Annotated in this window: 19 protein-coding genes and 2 pseudogenes; 4 read left to right on the top strand and 17 right to left on the bottom strand. The window is 37.0% G+C overall.

Going from position 1 to position 18,048, the window contains the following annotated elements:
- Positions 1–556: 556 nt before the first annotated feature.
- Complete coding sequence (locus tag H560_RS0120605) at positions 557–3,556, top strand: LamG-like jellyroll fold domain-containing protein (protein WP_027381721.1); 3,000 nt, start codon at positions 557–559, stop codon at positions 3,554–3,556.
- A gap of 249 nt (positions 3,557–3,805) precedes the next feature.
- On the opposite strand, the gene H560_RS0120600 is transcribed toward H560_RS0120605, so the two are convergent.
- Both H560_RS0120600 and H560_RS0120595 read right to left on the bottom strand, forming a co-directional pair.
- Entirely contained in the window at positions 3,806–4,123 is a 318-nt protein-coding gene (locus H560_RS0120600; RefSeq protein WP_027381720.1) for a nuclear transport factor 2 family protein, read from the bottom strand.
- Between the two features lie 126 nt (positions 4,124–4,249).
- On the bottom strand, positions 4,250–5,044 hold the full coding sequence (locus H560_RS0120595) for an SDR family oxidoreductase (RefSeq protein WP_027381719.1): 795 nt from the start codon (positions 5,042–5,044) through the stop codon (positions 4,250–4,252).
- 34 nt (positions 5,045–5,078) lie between these two features.
- Between H560_RS0120595 and H560_RS0120585 the strand changes: the two genes are divergently transcribed.
- Positions 5,079–5,525: a winged helix-turn-helix transcriptional regulator gene (locus H560_RS0120585; protein WP_228372515.1), complete on the top strand. Its 447-nt coding sequence runs from the start codon at positions 5,079–5,081 to the stop codon at positions 5,523–5,525.
- A 17-nt stretch (positions 5,526–5,542) separates the two neighbouring features.
- Here H560_RS0120585 and H560_RS0120580 read toward each other — a convergent pair whose 3' ends face one another.
- From H560_RS0120580 to H560_RS0120550, 7 genes are all read right to left on the bottom strand, one after another.
- Positions 5,543–6,277 (bottom strand): YggS family pyridoxal phosphate-dependent enzyme, encoded by a 735-nt coding sequence (locus H560_RS0120580; protein WP_027381717.1) that lies wholly within the window; start codon positions 6,275–6,277, stop codon positions 5,543–5,545.
- Positions 6,274–6,993, bottom strand: a complete 720-nt coding sequence (locus H560_RS0120575; protein ID WP_027381716.1) for an AAA family ATPase — start codon at positions 6,991–6,993, stop codon at positions 6,274–6,276. Before H560_RS0120575 ends, H560_RS0120580 begins: the two co-directional genes overlap by 4 nt.
- A 15-nt stretch (positions 6,994–7,008) precedes the next feature.
- The gene (locus tag H560_RS0120570; RefSeq protein ID WP_027381715.1) at positions 7,009–7,620 is read right to left on the bottom strand and encodes a MarR family winged helix-turn-helix transcriptional regulator; all 612 of its coding nucleotides are present in this window, start codon (positions 7,618–7,620) and stop codon (positions 7,009–7,011) included.
- Positions 7,620–7,883, bottom strand: a complete 264-nt coding sequence (locus tag H560_RS0120565) for a DUF2024 family protein (RefSeq protein ID WP_027381714.1) — start codon at positions 7,881–7,883, stop codon at positions 7,620–7,622. The genes H560_RS0120570 and H560_RS0120565 overlap by 1 nt, the downstream gene beginning before the upstream one ends.
- A 71-nt stretch (positions 7,884–7,954) precedes the next feature.
- Entirely contained in the window at positions 7,955–8,188 is a 234-nt protein-coding gene (locus H560_RS0120560; protein WP_027381713.1) for a hypothetical protein, read from the bottom strand.
- 1,139 nt (positions 8,189–9,327) lie between these two features.
- Positions 9,328–10,062: a DNA-formamidopyrimidine glycosylase family protein gene (locus H560_RS0120555; protein ID WP_027381712.1), complete on the bottom strand. Its 735-nt coding sequence runs from the start codon at positions 10,060–10,062 to the stop codon at positions 9,328–9,330.
- 64 nt (positions 10,063–10,126) lie between these two features.
- A complete protein-coding gene (locus H560_RS0120550) occupies positions 10,127–10,669 on the bottom strand; it encodes a hypothetical protein (protein WP_027381711.1) in 543 nt (180 codons plus the stop codon).
- A 160-nt stretch (positions 10,670–10,829) separates the two neighbouring features.
- Between H560_RS0120550 and H560_RS0120545 the strand changes: the two genes are divergently transcribed.
- Positions 10,830–12,185 (top strand): deoxyguanosinetriphosphate triphosphohydrolase, encoded by a 1,356-nt coding sequence (locus H560_RS0120545; RefSeq protein ID WP_027381710.1) that lies wholly within the window; start codon positions 10,830–10,832, stop codon positions 12,183–12,185.
- A gap of 44 nt (positions 12,186–12,229) precedes the next feature.
- On the opposite strand, the pseudogene H560_RS22165 reads toward H560_RS0120545, so the two are convergent.
- From H560_RS22165 to H560_RS0120515, 6 genes and pseudogenes are all read right to left on the bottom strand, one after another.
- Positions 12,230–13,252 (bottom strand): annotated as a pseudogene (locus tag H560_RS22165) (NAD(P)H-dependent flavin oxidoreductase).
- Positions 13,253–13,336: 84 nt separating this feature from the next.
- Complete coding sequence (locus tag H560_RS0120535; protein ID WP_027381709.1) at positions 13,337–13,780, bottom strand: nuclear transport factor 2 family protein; 444 nt, start codon at positions 13,778–13,780, stop codon at positions 13,337–13,339.
- Position 13,781: 1 nt separating this feature from the next.
- A pseudogene (locus H560_RS22160) lies at positions 13,782–14,512 on the bottom strand (SDR family NAD(P)-dependent oxidoreductase).
- A gap of 3 nt (positions 14,513–14,515) precedes the next feature.
- Positions 14,516–14,734, bottom strand: a complete 219-nt coding sequence (locus H560_RS0120525) for a tautomerase family protein (RefSeq protein ID WP_027381708.1) — start codon at positions 14,732–14,734, stop codon at positions 14,516–14,518.
- 33 nt (positions 14,735–14,767) lie between these two features.
- Positions 14,768–15,301: a YceI family protein gene (locus tag H560_RS0120520; RefSeq protein ID WP_027381707.1), complete on the bottom strand. Its 534-nt coding sequence runs from the start codon at positions 15,299–15,301 to the stop codon at positions 14,768–14,770.
- Between the two features lie 109 nt (positions 15,302–15,410).
- On the bottom strand, positions 15,411–15,992 hold the full coding sequence (locus tag H560_RS0120515; RefSeq protein ID WP_034753415.1) for a Crp/Fnr family transcriptional regulator: 582 nt from the start codon (positions 15,990–15,992) through the stop codon (positions 15,411–15,413).
- A 219-nt stretch (positions 15,993–16,211) separates the two neighbouring features.
- On the opposite strand from H560_RS0120515, the gene H560_RS0120510 reads away from it, so the two are divergent.
- On the top strand, positions 16,212–17,159 hold the full coding sequence (locus tag H560_RS0120510) for an SPFH domain-containing protein (RefSeq protein ID WP_027381705.1): 948 nt from the start codon (positions 16,212–16,214) through the stop codon (positions 17,157–17,159).
- Positions 17,160–17,191: 32 nt separating this feature from the next.
- Here the strand turns inward: H560_RS0120510 and H560_RS0120505 are convergent, their stop codons facing one another.
- Both H560_RS0120505 and H560_RS0120500 read right to left on the bottom strand, forming a co-directional pair.
- Complete coding sequence (locus H560_RS0120505) at positions 17,192–17,557, bottom strand: DUF4377 domain-containing protein (protein WP_027381704.1); 366 nt, start codon at positions 17,555–17,557, stop codon at positions 17,192–17,194.
- 22 nt (positions 17,558–17,579) lie between these two features.
- The gene (locus tag H560_RS0120500; protein ID WP_027381703.1) at positions 17,580–17,927 is read right to left on the bottom strand and encodes a DUF4377 domain-containing protein; all 348 of its coding nucleotides are present in this window, start codon (positions 17,925–17,927) and stop codon (positions 17,580–17,582) included.
- Positions 17,928–18,048: the final 121 nt, after the last annotated feature.

Here is an 18,048-nt window from a genome sequence, read left to right as displayed (position 1 = left end):
TTTTTTAAATATTATGAATCCCTTTCCTTTTGGAGAGGGATTTTTTTGTCATTGCGAACAGACTGGAGGTCTGCGAACGTAGTTCAGAAGCGACGAAGCAATCTTGTAAATTGTTTATTTATTTTAAAAATAAAATTTTAGTTAAATTTCAATTTTTTCATTTCCATCACACCTATTTAAGCATTAAGAAAGTATTGCAAAGTTTGTCATTCCATAGGAATCCATGCACGAATTCCTTTATATTATTTCTAAATACTATACTTAGATTCCTGCGGAATGATAAATTGGAAATGCATAGACGAAAAAAAGAATAAGATTACACCGTTTTGTATTTAATTTAAAGCTCAAAAAAAGCAAATTTCAATTTTTTTATTTTAAAGATTTATATTTTTTCATTAATTTATTTTTATGGTTTTCAGCGTATTGATCTTGTTTTAACTTAGTGTAGAAACAATGATTTGAATTGTAATCGTTTGATTTTTAGTAGGTAATCAGGATGGGGCAGGATGCCGGTATTCACGTTTGTGTTTAGATTAGTTAACACAAAATTAATCTCATGAAAAAATCACTACTATTTAAGCAAACCCTTGCATCTTTACTGTTTAGCGGACTGGCTTCTACAGTTGATCTGAACGCTCAGACACTGGCATTTCCGGAGGCTACCGGCTTTGGAAGGTATACTACAGGAGCAAGGGGAGCAGCAAATCCTCAGATTTATCTTGTTACCAACTTAAATGACAGCGGGCCGGGGTCATTCCGTGATGCGGTGAGCCAGCCGGGCAGGTTTGTTATTTTTAAAGTGGGAGGGATTGTTAATTTACAGTCCGTAGTGGCGGTAGCTGCTAACACAACGATTGCCGGGCAAACGGCTCCGGGAGAGGGTATTGTGTTTCTGGGACCGAGAGTTTCGTTTACAGGAGCCAATAATACGATTGCGAGATACCTTCGTATCCGTTACGGCGGGACATCTCAGAATCAAGATGCATCGGGAATTGCAAATGGGGCTAATATCATTTTGGATCACATGACTTTTACATGGGGTACAGACGAAGTTTTCTCGGTGAATTGGGATAACAATGGTACAGCTCCCGATAATATAACGATTCAGAATTCTATTATAGGTCAGGGAATGCACCGCCACAATCACTCTGCAGGAGGATTAATGCAGCCGCCAGCGGGCGGAAAAATAAGTTTGATCGGAAATTTATACATCTGTAACAAAACACGTAATAATAAAATAAAGGGGATCAATGAGTTCGTAAACAATGTGGTTTACAACTGGGGTAATTACGGAAACACCTATGGACACACCCAGTCCGGAGAAGCCTATATTATGGGTGGAGATTCTGCGGGGAGCTCTTTTGCAAATATCATCAACAATTATTTTATCGGCGGCCCGAATACAAGCAGTACGGTTTCTACACCTTTCAGCGTAGGAAATGCTAACTTTAATTTATATGGTGCCGGGAATTATTTTGATAATAATAAAAACGGTTCATTGGATGGAACTTTGGTTCCGCAGGACCTAACAGGGTATCCGGTGGGAGACCCATCTGCAATATTGGCTGCTCCTTATGATTATCCGATGAAAAATCCCACTTTAACCGCCCAGGCTGCATACGATAAAATTGTTTTGGGGGTAGGAGCGTCTTATCCGAGACGTGATCAGGTGGATAATTTAATGATTTCTGATCTGCAATCAAAAGGAACAACGGCTACTTATGTTTATGTACAGACAGATTTAACGACCCAGTTTGGCTTTACGAATGGAGGTGCAGGCCACGTTTATGGTGCTCCGGTTCCTTTGGATACAGACAATGACGGTATGCCGGATGCATGGGAAGATGCCAATGGAACTAACAAAAATGTTTTTGATGCGCTGGCAGTAAGTACAAATCATGCTCCCTACCTGAATATTGAGGTTTATATTAATGGTTTACCCAATACAACACCTCCGGATTTTATTATTCCGCCAACTAATCTGAATTTCACAAATGCAGTTACCACAACAGGAAATCCTGCTTTAAGCTCCCTGACCGTTAACTGGAATGATAATGCAGCTAACGAAACCAATTATGTTCTGGAACGTTCAGACAACGGAACAAATTTCACAGTCATAGCAACATTAGGAGCAAATACAACAACTTATAATGAAACAGGTTTAACGCCAAATACGCAGTATTACTACAGGGTGAAAGCAATAAATGCTTCAGAATCTTCTGTTTATACTACAAATGCTTCCATAACGACACCGCCAATTCCTTCACCTCCCACAAAAGCGGTGAATCCGGTTCCAGCAAACGGAAATAACAGTGCAGAACTCAGCAGCGGAAATTTACTTTTAAAATGGAATGGAAGCTCGAATACTACTACATATTCAGTTTATTTTGGAACAAATCCTGCAAGTTTGAGCAATGTGGGGACTATACCTTACAGCGCTGGACCTTCATATCAGCTAAGCAGCCTGAATCCGGCAACAAATTATTACTGGAGAATTGATGCTGCCAATGCTTTGGGCACTGTGACAGGAGATGTATGGACTTTCCGTGCATTAACACCAAGCCTTGTAGGAAGCTGGCCTTTCGCAGAGGCTCCTTCTTCAGGCGCACAGATTACGGATGTGACCTCATTTGCAAATCATGGAACTTTAAATACGGCCTACGATAATGCCAGTGTAAGAGTTCCCGGAAAAGAAAATAACGCCCTGGATCTGGCTACATCACCGAATAATACATACATAGCAAGCATTCCTCATCAGAATCAGATTTTATTTAATAATAATTCTTTTACGGTTTCCTATTGGATGAAAGCGCCGGCGAGCATGATACCTTCATCTTCATCTACAAGCCTTTATGTATTGTGCAAAGGTTCTATTACGGCTAATGCTACCACGGGGGCAACGGGTAAACGTTTTAATGTAGAAATTAAAGGAGGTCAGTTACGATATGCGATTGATGATAATGTGACGAAAAAGGAAATTACCTCACCAATTGCTAATTATTTCACCAACAACTGGGTTCATGTTGTTATCCAAAGAGATGTTATCGCCCATAAAATGAGAATTTATACCAATGGTGTTTTAAGCGCTGAAGGTGATGAAACAGCTGTTACAGGAATTGGCGAGGAAAGTGATTTTGTGATAGGAAATATCGGAGAGCTTGAATTCCAGGCGACTGCAAATGCCTCTGCTCCGTATAAAGGTGCATTTGATGAGCTTAAAATGTATAATTATGCACTAACAGCAGCGGAGGTTTATTCATTATACAATCAGGCCGTATTGAGCAATGATGAATTCAGCATCAGCAAAAATGTGGGAACGGTTTATCCAAATCCTGTAAAAGATCAAATTTCCATTAAGCTTCCGGAGTACAAAAAATCAAGCCTTACAGCTACGATCATTGATATGACAGGAAAAATCATCCTTAAGGAAAAGATTAATGCCAGCGGAAACGGAATTTTTAATTTGAATATTGCCGGCAGAAAAGTGGCAGGAAATTATATTCTCAATGTTTCCGGTGAGAATTTGAACAGTAATTTTAAAATTGTTGTTCAGTAATTAGAACATACTTAGTTTATTCATATTTAATTAGAAGAAATCCCTTTCATTAATGAGAGGGATTCCTGTTTTATAAACCAAAACTGATTCTCGTAATTCAGAGCAGAATTTATTGAAGACATTTTTGAAGGAAGTAAGGAGTGGGAGAGAAATTTTTGCAACGTTTCAGAAATTGTAGATCCTGTAATAACTTCCAACCTCTATCTTCCAGCTTCCAGCCTATTGCCTCCCTAATTACTTCAAATATATCTACCCTGTTATCTTCAAAGACTCAATAAGCCCATCCTTTAATTCAAAATGATATTTTAGAACTAACGGGCTTCCGGGAAATGTTCCTGAAACTTCTGCTGACAGGACGCTTTCTTTTTCGTTGTATTCTAAAGGCTTCATGGAGGCTTTATATTCATTATTGGCGCTTTCAATCCAGTTTTGTATTTCTGCTTTTCCGTTGTGAGTTTTTCCTTCATCAAAAACCACTGCTGTTTCGCTGAAACAATCGGCGTAAGCTTTACTGTCAAAACTATTTTGCGTTTTCACTAATGTTGTGATAATGTTTGGTAAGTTCATTTTATTTATTTTTTTAATTGTTTTAAAATTTAATATTTACTAATAACTAATAACTAATAACTAATAACTAATAACTAATAACTGCACACTATTACCCATTACCTATTACCTATTACTATTAATACATCACACCGTAGGTACCGTTCCTCCGTCGATAATAAATTCGCTTCCTGTAAGATATCCGGCTCTAGGTGATGCCAGAAAACCAACAAGTTCAGCCACTTCTTCAGGTTCTGCAGGCCTTCCGTAAGGAATTCCTCCCAAACCATCCATTACACTTTGTGCAGCCTGTTCCAGGCTGATGTTGCTGCTTTCAGCAATACGTTCTATCATTCTTGTAGATGCTGTGGTCATGATCCAGCCGGGCGAAACCGTCATAACGCGCACTCCTTTCGGGGAAACTTCATTGGATAAGCTTTTGCTGTAGTTCAGAAGGGCTGCTTTTGCTGCGGCGTAGGGAAGTGTGCTGTCGTACAATGGCAATCTAGCCTGAATGGAAGCAATATGAATGATAATTCCACTTTTTCGCTCTATCATTTGGGGTAAAAATCCTCTGTCTAAACGAACCGGTGACATAAGATTGGTCTGTAAGGAATGTAGCCAGTCATCGTCGGTCAATACTGCAAAACCGCCACTTGGGGTTTCCGACCCTCCGAGATTATTTACAAGAATATCAAGCTTTCCGAATTTCTGTAAGATTTCATCCACCATTTTTTGGGTTCCTTCCGGTGTGCTGAGATCAGCAGAAATAAAGTGAAGGTGAGGTTTTTCTTCTTCAGGAGGATTTCGGGCAGTGATGATTACGGTTGCTCCGGCATTTGCTAATCTTTCAGCAATGGCTTTTCCGGCTCCTTTTGTACCGCCTGTTACTAAGGTAATTTTACCTTCAAGTTCATGATTAAAATTAAATTGATTTTCCATTTTCTAATTCTTTGATACAAATTTCCGAAGTATCATGATTTCCGGCAATAACGGAAAACCGATTCGCATAGGGAAAATTTTTTCCCCTATTGTACATTTTGGAACATTGGGTTACTTTTGTCTTATGCATGAAAGAAAAATTCCTTTAAATTGCGGCCTTGACCTGATCGGGGAAGTACTGTACGGAAAATGGAAAATCCGGTTGTTATGGTTTATAAATCAGGGCCATCTACGGCCAAGTGAGCTCCAGCGAAAGATTCCTGATGCTTCAAGACGTGTTTTGAATATCCAGCTGAAAGAGTTGGAAGAGCATGAGCTGGTTTCAAAAAAGATTTACGCACAGGTTCCGCCAAAGGTGGAATATTACCTTACGGATTTCGGGAAAACATTAATACCCGTTATTTCGACGTTGGGAAACTGGGGAGATGAGCATGAAGAAAGGCTGCGGGATGTGATTTTGCGCAGGATAGATAAAACTTAAATCGTTTGAAACAAACTTTAAACATTTCCTTCATTCCAATAATAAGAATCGGGATAAATTCTCGGTCCGAAAATGGCTGTACCCACTCTTACAATCGTTGATCCTTCTTCGATGGCGGTTTCAAGATCGCCACTCATTCCCATGGAAAGCTCTTTCATTTCTACATTTGGAATGTTTTGTAAAATGATTTCCTGCTGTAAGTTTTTCAGCAGTTTAAAACAGGCTCTTACTTTTTCAGTTTCTGCACTGAATAAGCCAATGGTCATTAGGCCTTTTATCCTTAAAGTAGAAAATTCAGAAACTTTTTTCACCAAATCAATGGCGTGATCCGGATGGATTCCGAACTTGCTTTCTTCATTCGAGGTATTTACCTGGATTAAAACGTCAATCGTTTTTCCTTCTGATATCAGTCTCTGATGAAACTTTTCCGCCAGTTCCGGACGGTCCAGCGATTGCACACAGCTTACATCATATTTCAGAATATCTTTTACCTTATTTGTCTGCAGATGTCCGATAAAATGATTTTCATGGAGAACAGGTTTTAAATCTTCATATTTTTCCTTTAATTCCTGAACTTTATTTTCTGCAATTAATGTATATCCGTTTTCAAGGGCAATTTTTATCCTTTCGGGTGAAACGGTTTTCGTCGCCAGTAATAATTTCACTTCATTAGCATTCCGGCCAGCTTTTTCACAGGCATTTTTTATCCTTTGGCTAATGATTTCAAGGTTGTGAATGATATCTTCTTTCATGATTGAGTATGATGCTTTGCTTCCAGTTTTTTAATGAGATTTCCTTTCACTACCGTAAAAGTATGATCCTTGGCTTCAGCAAATGAAATCCCATATTTTCTCTCTAAATTCCTCAGATCTTCCGGAAATTTTGATAGTAAATTATCATAGAAGATGTCCAGAAAATCTTTGGAAGGCATTTCATAATTAATTTTAAGCTGAAAACGTCTTATTAAAGCCGTATCAATGATTTCCGGGTGATTGGTAGCGCAGAGCAGCAGGGCATCTTCGGGATAATAATCAATTAGTTGGATCAAAGTATTTACCAGTCGCCTCATTTCGCCCACATCTTTGTCATCGCTGCCTCTGGCTTTCCCGATCTGGTCCAGTTCATCAAGAAAAAGAACGGATTTTTCCCGTGAAGCTTTATCGAAGATCATTTTGATATTTTGGGAAGTTTCCCCGATTCTGGAAGAAACAATATTACTTAAGTTAAGAATAATAATATTTTTACCCAGAGCGTTTGCAATTGCCTTTGCCGTCATGGTTTTCCCGCAGCCGGAGCTTCCCTGGAGAAGTACTTTGTTATTTACGGGAAGCCCGTATTCCTGTAATTCTTTGGTGTATGTATTTTCTTTGATGAGCTGTACAAATTGTTCCTTATTTTTTGGGTCAAGGAAAACATCGTTCAGCGTTACTTCTTCTTTATCTTGAATAATAAGGTTGTACAGATTCATTGTTTGTTATTTAAATTAAGCTTTCATCTGGTGTTCCGGACAGTCGATTCTCAGGTCTTCGGAATATAAAACTTTTTCCAGAAGGCTGCAGACCGGCTCTTTTCCTTCCGCAGACGGCCGGAAATAAATACACGTGGTACACATCCTCTGAATGGTAATAATCCCGGTTTTGTTTAAATGATGAATGACGTCAAACAGGCTCTGAAGCAGGTTTTCTCTGCTTTCTTCATTCATATTTTTAATGGGAAAGCCAATCTGCCGGGTGAAGTAAGAGGTTTTGTCCGCAATTTCCTTACCTTTTTGGCTAAGATGGATGATGTAGCTTCTGGTATCGTGAGGTTCGTATTCTTTGGAAATCAGATTTTTTTGTTCAAGTGATTTTACGGTTTCGCTGATGGTGGCTTTTGTCATATTAAATTCGTCCGCCAGATAGCTCACTTTTCTTTTTTCTTCGCTGTGATTCAAAAGAAAAATTAAAACCTGCACCTGAATAGGGCTTAAAGCATGCTCTTTACTTTCCTGCCAAAGCAAAACACGGAAAGCCTGCGAAATTCTCTCCAGAGAAGCCACAATTTTACTTTCCGTGTTTTGGTTTTGATGCTTTAAATTAAAATCTGATTCGTTCATCAATTACAATTTTCCATTTCTATAATGGTATAGCCTTTTTTATGAATTTCGGCTTCACATTGTGGCAGAACTGTTTCTATATGACAGAAAATGCATTCTTTTGAGCTAAGTTCCTGGCTTTCCTGCCCTTTGCCTGTTAAATAATCTCTTCCGTAACTGTAAATTACGGCTGTATCAGTAATTTCTTTTGGAGCAATAATATCGAAATGCATTACTGATCCGTCTTTTTTTGTGACATAAGTGTCCCAAACTGCTACCTGCATTTTAAAAATTTTAAGTGTTAATAAAAATGCTTCACAAAGGTAGTAGTCCTAACTATGTGAAGCAAATTTTTTTATCCTTTTACGTCTTCCATGGAAGCTCCAAAATTGATGTGAAGAACATTTCCATTCGGCGTTACTAATGCCGGAACTGACTTAACACCGGCTTTTTCGGCTTCATAGATCCTGTTTTTGTCTTGTCCAAAGTGCACAATTTCTACATTTTCTGCACCTATCAAATCAATGATATCGTGTTCTGCGCTGATACAAACGGGACATCCCGCGTGATAAAAAACTGTTTTTTTCATTGTTTAAAGTTTAAATTAAAATTCTATTGCAAATATAGTTAGGATTCCTAACTAATATATCATGAATTCTAATTTTAACAAAAAATTAACATTTTAATTAATTTTCTACAACGTAAAATAAAAAAGCCAGACGCAATGTCTGGCTTTGGGCTTAATTATAATTGAAAATTCGCTATGAAAAAATATTTCCTAAAGTAAGATCAACCCGAAGATTGAAATTTTAAAACAAAAAAATGTTTTATGAGTATTTCGTGATTTAGTTTTTGTTTTCGAAATTAATTATTTTCTTTTCTAACTGTTGTGAAATAAGAAGCAAAAACTACTAAACATGTTGCAATTCCGATGTAAGTGATCATTTTGTTTTATTTTTAATTATTTGACTTTTTTTTGTTAATTCTATACTGCAATATTACGACAATAATTTGAAGTGTCAAATTAAATAATAATGATGTTTATCAGTTAGTTATGTGTTGTTTATTGAGAAATAATTAGATTTTAGTTTACAATAATTTAATATACTTTTATGAAAATATTAATACATTTATTATATTATTCATAAATAATTATTGATCTGCTAATGCTTCCATTATTTCTATTTTCAACTTGATAAAAACAAAAAGATTACAATGAAAAGCATAAAACTATATGCTTGTATAAATTTTGCTAGAAAATTGTACTATAAAATTCTCTTTAAAATGAATTATTTTTATTTTCAAAATAAAAAAACTCCGATAAGCGGAAGTTTTGTTGGGATTATTTCTTAGTCTTTGCCTTTTCAGAACTTTTCGCATACAGATATGCTCCGATTACAAGGCACGTTGTTAGTAATGTACATGCTATCATTTTTTTTCATTTTTGTGTACATTAGTAATTTCAAAATGCATGCCATTAAATTTATATATTATTGTAAATCAGCTAATTGTGATAAAAATAAGATATAGCTATTTTCTTTTTTTATTGTAATTAAAACTTAAAAAGATAGTATAGCAGATAAAATTTTACGGGATTTTGGTTTTTATAGTAAAACTTATTGCTGTTGGAAAAAGTGATTTATTTTTTTTATAAGTTTTTGAAACTTGTTTTAAATGATGATACAAAATATTTTAATCAGATTAATCAAGATTGTTTAATCCCAAATTTTAATAAAGCTTTTGATCTTTTTCACAGTAGAAACTTCTTCTTTTCCCCATCCCTGTCTGTTTTTTAATCAGTTTTTGACCGCAAATCGGGCAGATTTTTTTAGTATGGGCCAGCCAGTGTTTTTTCAGAGTAAATTCGCGTTTCCATTTCAGGAAATCAAAGCTGTAGTTTCGCGCTTCAGCAATTAGTTCTTTAATCTTTTTTGCAGACATATTTCCGACGAGACTTTCCGGCTGCACTCCAATCCTGAACAGAACTTCATTCTTTATAATATTACCAACTCCCGAAAAAATATCCTGATCCATTAAGGCATCACAAACCATCATCTCGGGGTGAGATTTTAACTTATTTTCTGTTTTCTTGGGATTCCATTCATTACTCATGACATCAGCTTCCCAATCAATTTTTGATAAAAACTCATGATCCACAAGCTTTACATGGCACGTGTAAAAATACATTCCTCCCTCCTTAAATAAAAGTGATAACCGCAGTTGACGATCCGGTTTTGTCTGCTCATCAATACTGTGAGACCCGAACATCAGCAGATGAATTCTCACGGCAATATCATCAAAAACCAGATAAGTCTGCTTTCCAAAAGTCCGGATTTCCCTTAAAATTTTTCCTTCCAGAATTTCCTTATCAATTTTTGCATTTCCGTGCGCTTCGGTTACTTTTTTTCCTGCAAACTTTTGCAGACTTTCTTTCATTAATATAATGGATGGTCCTTCAGGCATGATTTTAATTTTAAGATTTAAATAACAACAATTCTGCCATCGAAAGTTTTGAAACGCCTTCAAATTATTTATGTAAATCATTAAACATCTCAATATATTTCTCTTTGAACATTTTCTCTGCATTTTCAGGAAAACGAAATCCATCCGGCCCTACATAAATCTGCTTTGATTGCATGTCTTTCTGTAAAATCCTTAATTGATGGTATTTATTTAACCAGATATCAAAATGCTCAATCAGTTTCGTGGCTTCATCTAATAATTCGGGTGGTAAAAAGTGTCCGTTATTGATGAGCAGATCACGTATATGCTTATTCGAACTGTAAATAATTTCATCTTCATAAAACGGGTCATATTCATTAATTTTCGAATATTTATTTTTAAAAGCATCTTTCAGCCGGTTCAGATGGAGGTAAACCTGTCCCAGCAGTTCTACCGTATTTTTTCGCCACTCAAAATAGGAGTTATCTTTCTTTGACAGTGCTTCGAATTCTCTTCTTATCACAGCATTCTGATTTTCTGTTTTCCTGCTGAAAAAGTAAGCAATGACTGCCGTAAAAAAAGCTGTGACAATAGTACTTCCCAATATTTGCTGTAATAGTTCAGGCATGATTTTGTTTTTTGATTATTAGTGAATCAAATGTAGCCTAAACCGTAATGAAAGTTTCAGGTATTTTTACGGAAATAAAAGGAGGGAAAACCGGAATTTTTTAGAAAAAAACATCCGATTAGTTCATAAAAAATAAAATTTAAAGTAATTTTGAAAAATGATGAATTTAAATCAGATTTATACTAATCAGCGTACAGGAAACAATCCACATACAAAAGCTTCAAGAACGGATTTTCAAAGGGATTTTGACAGAATTATTTTTTCTTCTGCATTCAGGAGGCTGCAAAATAAAACGCAGGTTTTTCCGCTTCCGGGAAGTGTTTTTGTACATAACCGTTTAACGCATTCGCTCGAAGTTTCTTCTGTGGGAAGGAGTTTGGGAAGTGTTATCGGGGAATATATTCATGATCAGTTTAGAAATGATTTAACGGAAGATTCCAGGAATTTTTATCTTCTTAATTTAGGGAATGTGATTGCTGCGGCATGTTTGTGCCACGATGTCGGGAATCCTGCATTCGGGCACTCTGGTGAAGATGCTATTGCCAGCTATTTTGAGAGAAATGAATCTGATCTTAAGCCGAAATTCAATGAAAAAGAATGGGCGGATCTCGTAAATTTTGAAGGAAATGCCAATGCCATCCGGGTTTTGGCTCAGCAGCAGCAGGGTAAAGATGCGGGAGGAGTTCAGCTAACGTTTTCAACGCTGGCAAGCATCGCAAAATATCCCTGTGAAGCCATTGCAAGAGATAAGAAAGTACTGCACAGAAAGAAATTCGGTTTTTTTCAAAATGAAAAGGATATTTTTCTTCAAATAGCAAAAGGAACAAACTTAATTTCAGAAAACGAAGAGCCTCATATTTTCAAAAGACACCCTTTTGTCTGGCTGGTGGAAGCCGCGGATGATATCTGCTACAATATTATTGATATGGAAGATGCTCACAGACTGGGGATTGTATCAACTTCAGACTGCGAAAATCTTTTCTTTGAACTGGTGAAATCTGAAACGGATGATATTAAAAGGGTTAAAGATAAGCTGACATCCATAGGAAATGAAAATGAAAAAATTTCTTATTTAAGGGCAAAAGTTATCAATGCTTTAATCAATAAATCCATTGAAATTTATAAACAAAACTTTGAAATGATTCTTGCAGGAAATCTTGATAAAGCCCTGCTTGATGTCTATAAATCTGAAAATGATTCTTTAAAGGAAATTGAAAAATTTTCCATAGCAAAAATCTACAATCATAAAGCGGTGGTAGAAATAGAAAATGCCGGCTACAATGTAATGTATGAGCTGCTGGATCATTTCATTCCGTCAATTTTAAAATCAAAAGATGAAAGAAAGTCTTATGATAAAATGGCCCTGAAGCTTCTTCCGCAACAGTTTGTGTATGAAGAAGGTACGGATTATCAGAAAGTTCTTGGTGTCATTGATTTTGTTTCGGGAATGACGGACAATTTTGCGACGGATCTGTACAGAAAAATAAAAGGAATCGATATCGGGATGACGGTGTAAAAGCGGGAGGAAGGGAAGACGGAGGGTATCCATCTTCCGGCAACTCAACCCATCAGTTCATTCGCTTCATCTATTAATGATTTCATTAAAACGGAAGCTTTTTTATGCTTTAAAATCGGGGCTATCTGTCCGGACCAGAAGAAAACCAATTCATGTTTTTGCTGTTCCAGAGCGGCTTTTCTCAAGGCTCCCATAAAATTTGTCTGTAAAGGAAATGGTAAGGTTTTATCAGTTGCAGCCAGAACATTTCTCGTAATTTCTGTGGTAATTCCGCGTCCTAATCTCCCGGTGTAAGCTCTGGAAAGAGTAGTGTATTTTGCTGCGTCGGAGAACAGGAATTCTTTGTGAACAGGCAGTGCGCCGGATTCTTCAGTCGCTAAAAATGCAGTCCCGATTTGTACTGCTTCGGCTCCTAAGGTAAAAGCAGCGGCAATTCAGCGGCCGTTGGCAATTCCACCTGCTGCAATAACAGGAATTTTAACTTTATCTTTAATTAATTGAATTAATGCAAATGTTCCAGTTGTAGAAAGTTCAGATTTATCGAGGAATGAAGGCCGGTGTCCGCCACTTTCAAAACCGGAAGCTACAATGACGTCTATACCGATTTTTTCCAGTGCAATGGCTTCATCCAGCGTGGTGGCATTCCCAAAAACAACGGTTCCCTGACTGTGAAAGTCTTCAATTATATTCTGATCTAATAAACCAAACATAAAGCTGAAAACTTTTGGCTTAATATCAAAAACAACCTGCAGCTGATTCTGAAATCTTGATTCAAAAGAGGGTGGTAGGGCAGGAACTTCAGTATTTAAAAGGTCAAAATAAGGCTTAAAAGTCTCAACAGCTGTGTCATATTGCTTTTGCGTTTGCTCTTCATCGATGATGTCATGGTCATTTACCCAAAGGTTAAGGTTGTAAGGCTTGTCGGTTTTTGACTGTATCTGTTGATGGATATCATAAATTTCCTGAGGCGATAAAGTGTAAGCCCCGAATCCGCCCAAACCACCGAGATTACTAACCGTAGTTGTAAGCTCAACCGTAGATAAACCACCTCTGAAAGGGCCCTGCATAATGGGATATTCAATCCCCAGTAATTTTGTAATTCTATTTTTGTTCCACATGATTTTGTTGATTTTTGATGTAAAAAGATGCGGTTAAAGTTCCACATCGGTTAATGTTTTATTGATGATAAGCCATTCGCCGTTTATTTTATTGAAAGTTATAAAATTAAAGTAATTGAAATCATACATTCTGACGTTTAATTTTGCGGTGGCAATTGAGTTAACGGCATCAATGGAAATTATTTTTGATTCAAAAGGTTTCCCTGATTTTTCAGGACTTACCCGGCTTCCCACCCCTTCAATATACTGTTCTGCAGTTTTGAAATAAGGAACTCCTTTTATGTCCCCAAAAAGCAGAGCATCCTTGTGGAAAGCTTTTCTAAGTAAATCGGTGTTGCCTTCAAAAATACCTTTAAAATAATAGTTTTCTATAATATTTTTAATTTCAGTTATATCCCGTTCCATGACTGTATTTTTTTGTACATGACTGCTTACCGGGAAGATAAGCAGCCATACAATGATTAATAAATTTTTCATATTATAAGTGATGTCCGGCACCCATTCCACCATCCACATTAATGATGGCACCAGAAATGAATGTATTTTTAGCAATAGCATAGACCATTTGAGCTACCTCTTCCGGTTCCCCAATACGATTAATCAGGTGGATTCCGGCATTTTTATCAAGATCAGCCCCGTGCATGGGTGTTCTTATCAGCCCTGGTGCCACAGTGTTTACACGGATATTCCCTCTTCCGAATTCTGCCGCAAGCTGCAGTGTCAGTGCATGAATAGCACCTTTGCTGGAAACTGGAGCGGTAGATGGTGACTGTGCAATGGCATGGTTAACAAGCGGTGTTCCTACATTGATGATTACACCGTCTTTTTGCTTCAGCATTTGAGGAATAACAGCTTGTGTGGTGAAAAATGTTCCTTTGAAATTGGTGTTTAAAAACCGATCCAAATAATCTTCTGTAACCTCCAGAAAAGCTTTGTTTTCATAGATTCCGGCGTTATTGATAAGGATATCCACGAACCGAATTTTTCGAGGGCTGTTTTTACCAGTTGCTCGCCGGTTGTTTTGTCTGAAACATTTCCTGCAACCATCGCAAGATTTTCTCCTGCACCAAGCTCATTAAAAACTTCTTTTAATTTTGATTCTGTTTGTGAATTAATAATCACGTTATCTCCTTTTTCCAGGAAATAGCGGGCAATTTCTAGGCCGATCCCGGATGATGCTCCGGTAACAATTACGGTTTGCTTTTTCATGGCTTATTTTTTTGAGGTTGAAAATCCCTGTTCTTTCAATACAGAAACCTGTTCGCCAGCATATCCCCAGTTATCATCTTCGATTTCATTGATTACGATGTGAGTAAGATGCGGATCTTTGTTTAAAACTTCAGTAACGGCTTCACTGATTTTTCTTATTAACTGTTGTTTTTTATTGCGATCAATATCCTCGCGCAAAACATCTATTTTAATGAATGGCATGATGTAAATTTTGAAAGTTAAATTAAATTTGAATTAAATGGCTTGTGCAACAAGATGTACATTTAAGTCGAAATTGTTGTAGATCAAAGTATCGCCGAGATTGGTGAAGAAATTTCCAGATCTGAATTTAATATCGAATTTCGTTCTGTCAACTACAATTTTACTATCGATAATGGCGATGTTGCCGGTCATTACAATCTGTAAGGCTGTTTGTGTCTGATGGGTTATTCCTTTAATGCTTAGATTTCCGGTTACGTTATACAGGTTACTATCACCAGGTTCTGCATGGATAATTTCAAAAATTGCTTCTGGAAAATGGTCAGAATTAAAGAAATCAGCCGATGCCAGATGCCCCGCGAACTGTGCATTGGTTTCAGCATCCTCAATGTCAAGGATTTTAATAGATTTTGTATCGATGATAAATTTTCCTGATGCAAGCTTACTCTCTTCAAAAGTGAAATTTCCTTCTTTTACGGCAATAGTTCCGTTGTGTGTGCCGGTTACTTTTCTTCCGGTCCATTCTATAATGCTGTTTGCATTGTTTACTTTAAAATTTTTTGTGTCCATTTTTATAGGGTTTAAATTATGACACAAAGTTCAGTGGAACGGAGAGGAATATTACGTGATGTAGATCACGAATTAAGGCTGAGATTAAGATTTAGGTTGTTGGTTTAAGTTAGGATTTAGATTGATGAAGTCTGCTTAAGGTTTCCCTGGTAACTCCAAGATAGGCGGCAATCAGATGCTTCGGAACAAGGTTATAAAGCTGCGGATATAATGACAATAGTTCTTCATACCTGAATTTTGCATCATTATCCATAAATGAAAGCAGACGTTTCTGCAGGGCGACGTAACCTTTATTGGTTCTCCATCTGAAAAAATACTCCAGCTCATGAAGTTCACGGCAGATTTTTTCCCTGTTTTCGTTTGAAAGTGATAAAATTCGGGCATTGCTAATGCAGTCTACATTAATGGTGGCTCTGGTCTTATTATAAAGCGCATCAAAATCGGTGACCCACCATGTCGGCATGGCAAACTGCAGGATAAACATTTTCATATTATCATTAAAATAAAATGCTTTCAGACAGCCATCCAGCACGAAATATTCATGATCTATAAAATCTCCTTCAGAAATCAGGCTTTGTCCTTTTTTTAAATTGATTATTTCGAAATGGGAGAAAACATAATCAAGCTGTTCATCATTTACAGAGATGAATTTTAAAATATGCTGTTTAAGGATTTCTTTGGCATCGGTCATAAGAATAATCTATACTCAAAATTAAGGTTTTTCTTTTAAAGTTGGTTAAATTGAAGAATCCGGGCCGGAAGTTAACCTGCATGGTAGCTATATCTGACTTTCCCCTCAAATTCCTGAGATCTTTACTCAATTATTTTTATTATATTTAAGGAGACACAGTTGATAAGTGTTTTTTAACAAAACAAAAATTATTACGACACATTAAAAAAAATTAAAGCTATGAGTTTGTTTCTGGCGCCCGTAATTTTTATTGGGCTAATTATTTTCTTCGCCTCGTTTTTTGTAGTAAAACAAGAGACAGCGGCTATTATTGAACGTTTCGGGAAATTTCATGGAGTAAAGCATTCCGGCCTGCATCTGAAGCTTCCGATCATTGATCAGATCGCGAAAAGATTGAACCTGAGAATCCAGCAGCTGGATGTAATGATTGATACCAAAACTTTGGACAATGTTTTTATTAAAATGAAAATTTCCGTTCAGTACCAGGTAATCAGAACGCAGGTAGGAGACGCTTATTATCGTTTGGAAAACCCTGAAAATCAGATTACATCCTATGTTTTCGATGTGGTAAGAGCCGAAGTTCCGAAGCTGAAGCTGGATGATGTTTTTGTAAAAAAAGACGACATTGCAATTGCTGTAAAAGGAGAGCTGCAGGAAGCCATGCAAAGCTATGGCTACGATATTATCAAGGCATTGGTAACCGATATTGATCCTGACGAACAGGTAAAACATGCAATGAACAGGATTAACGCGGCAGAAAGAGAAAAAACAGCGGCAGAGTACGAATCTGAGGCACAGAGAATCAGGATTGTGGCGGTTGCAAAAGCAGAAGCTGAATCTAAAAAACTGCAGGGACAAGGTATTGCAGATCAGAGGAGAGAAATTGCAAAAGGTCTTGAAGAATCCGTAAGAATGCTGAATAATGTTGATATAAACTCTCACGAAGCCTCGGCTCTGATTGTGGTTACACAGCATTATGACACGCTGCATTCTGTGGGTGCGAGTAATAGGAGTAATCTCGTTTTACTCCCGAATTCGCCGACTGCGGCAAGCAATATGCTGAATGACCTGGTAGTGGCTATGACTACTGCAAATACCGTAGGTGAAGTTACAAAAGGGAATTATCCCAAACCTTCCCCCGAGCATGAGCACAAAAGCAATATGTAAACAAAAAAAACCTCCAGCCGGAGGTTTTTTTATTATTTCACTTTCTTTTTAGAAATAGTTTTAAGATAAATATAATCTTCTTTTGCGCCTTCCAGAGCCTCTTTTGAAGGAACCACCTTTACGCTGATCACATATTCATATCCCTCAACATGTTTGAATCCTTTGATTGCATACGGGAAACTTTCCCAGTTTTTCTGGTTCTTGTCCTGCTTTACCTGGTAGCAGTCGCCGGTCTGCATGATACCGATGCATTGTAGTCTTTTCGGGCCGATAATCATCGTTTTTGTTGAAGTTACCGACTTGGATACCTTTTTAAGATTAGGGTTTTTTGGAGCTTCCTCCTGAGCAAAAGCAATTACTGAAGTCATCAGAAGACCGCACAATAACATTTTTTTCATCGTTTTTTTATTTTGAATTAAATTATTTCTTTGTCTTGGATACCTGCTTTACCAGTGTATATGATATGGAAGAGCCGTCAGCGGGAGGATTGGCAATTTTTTCTGTTCTTACTTTTAAAACATATTCAAATCCCGGCTCATAAGTGAAGCCTGCGATATTGCTGTAAAAAATGGTCCAGTTATCTGTTGGTTTTTCTTTTATCTGCAGGCATTTCATGGGAGCTATTCCGGTGCAGTCGCGGGTTTTAGGGCCTACAATTAATGTCTGTTCTGTTCCGGATGATGCGGTATTGGCGGTTGTACACTGTACTAATACAGCTATTCCTGCAAGCGTAATTATTTTTTTTAAAGTAGCTGATAAACTTATCATAACATGATTTTCAACTTAAAAAACCAATTATTGTGCCGAAGTATACTTGGTCATACAGTAGTTTTTCTATTGTTTTTTATTTTTAATTTAATTAATTTGAACCTTCAATTTTTTTTACCAA

Source organism: Chryseobacterium daeguense DSM 19388 (assembly GCF_000430825.1).
In the GTDB taxonomy this organism is placed as follows: Bacteria; Bacteroidota; Bacteroidia; order Flavobacteriales; family Weeksellaceae; genus Chryseobacterium; species Chryseobacterium daeguense.
This window is presented reverse-complemented; position numbering and strand designations above follow the sequence as displayed.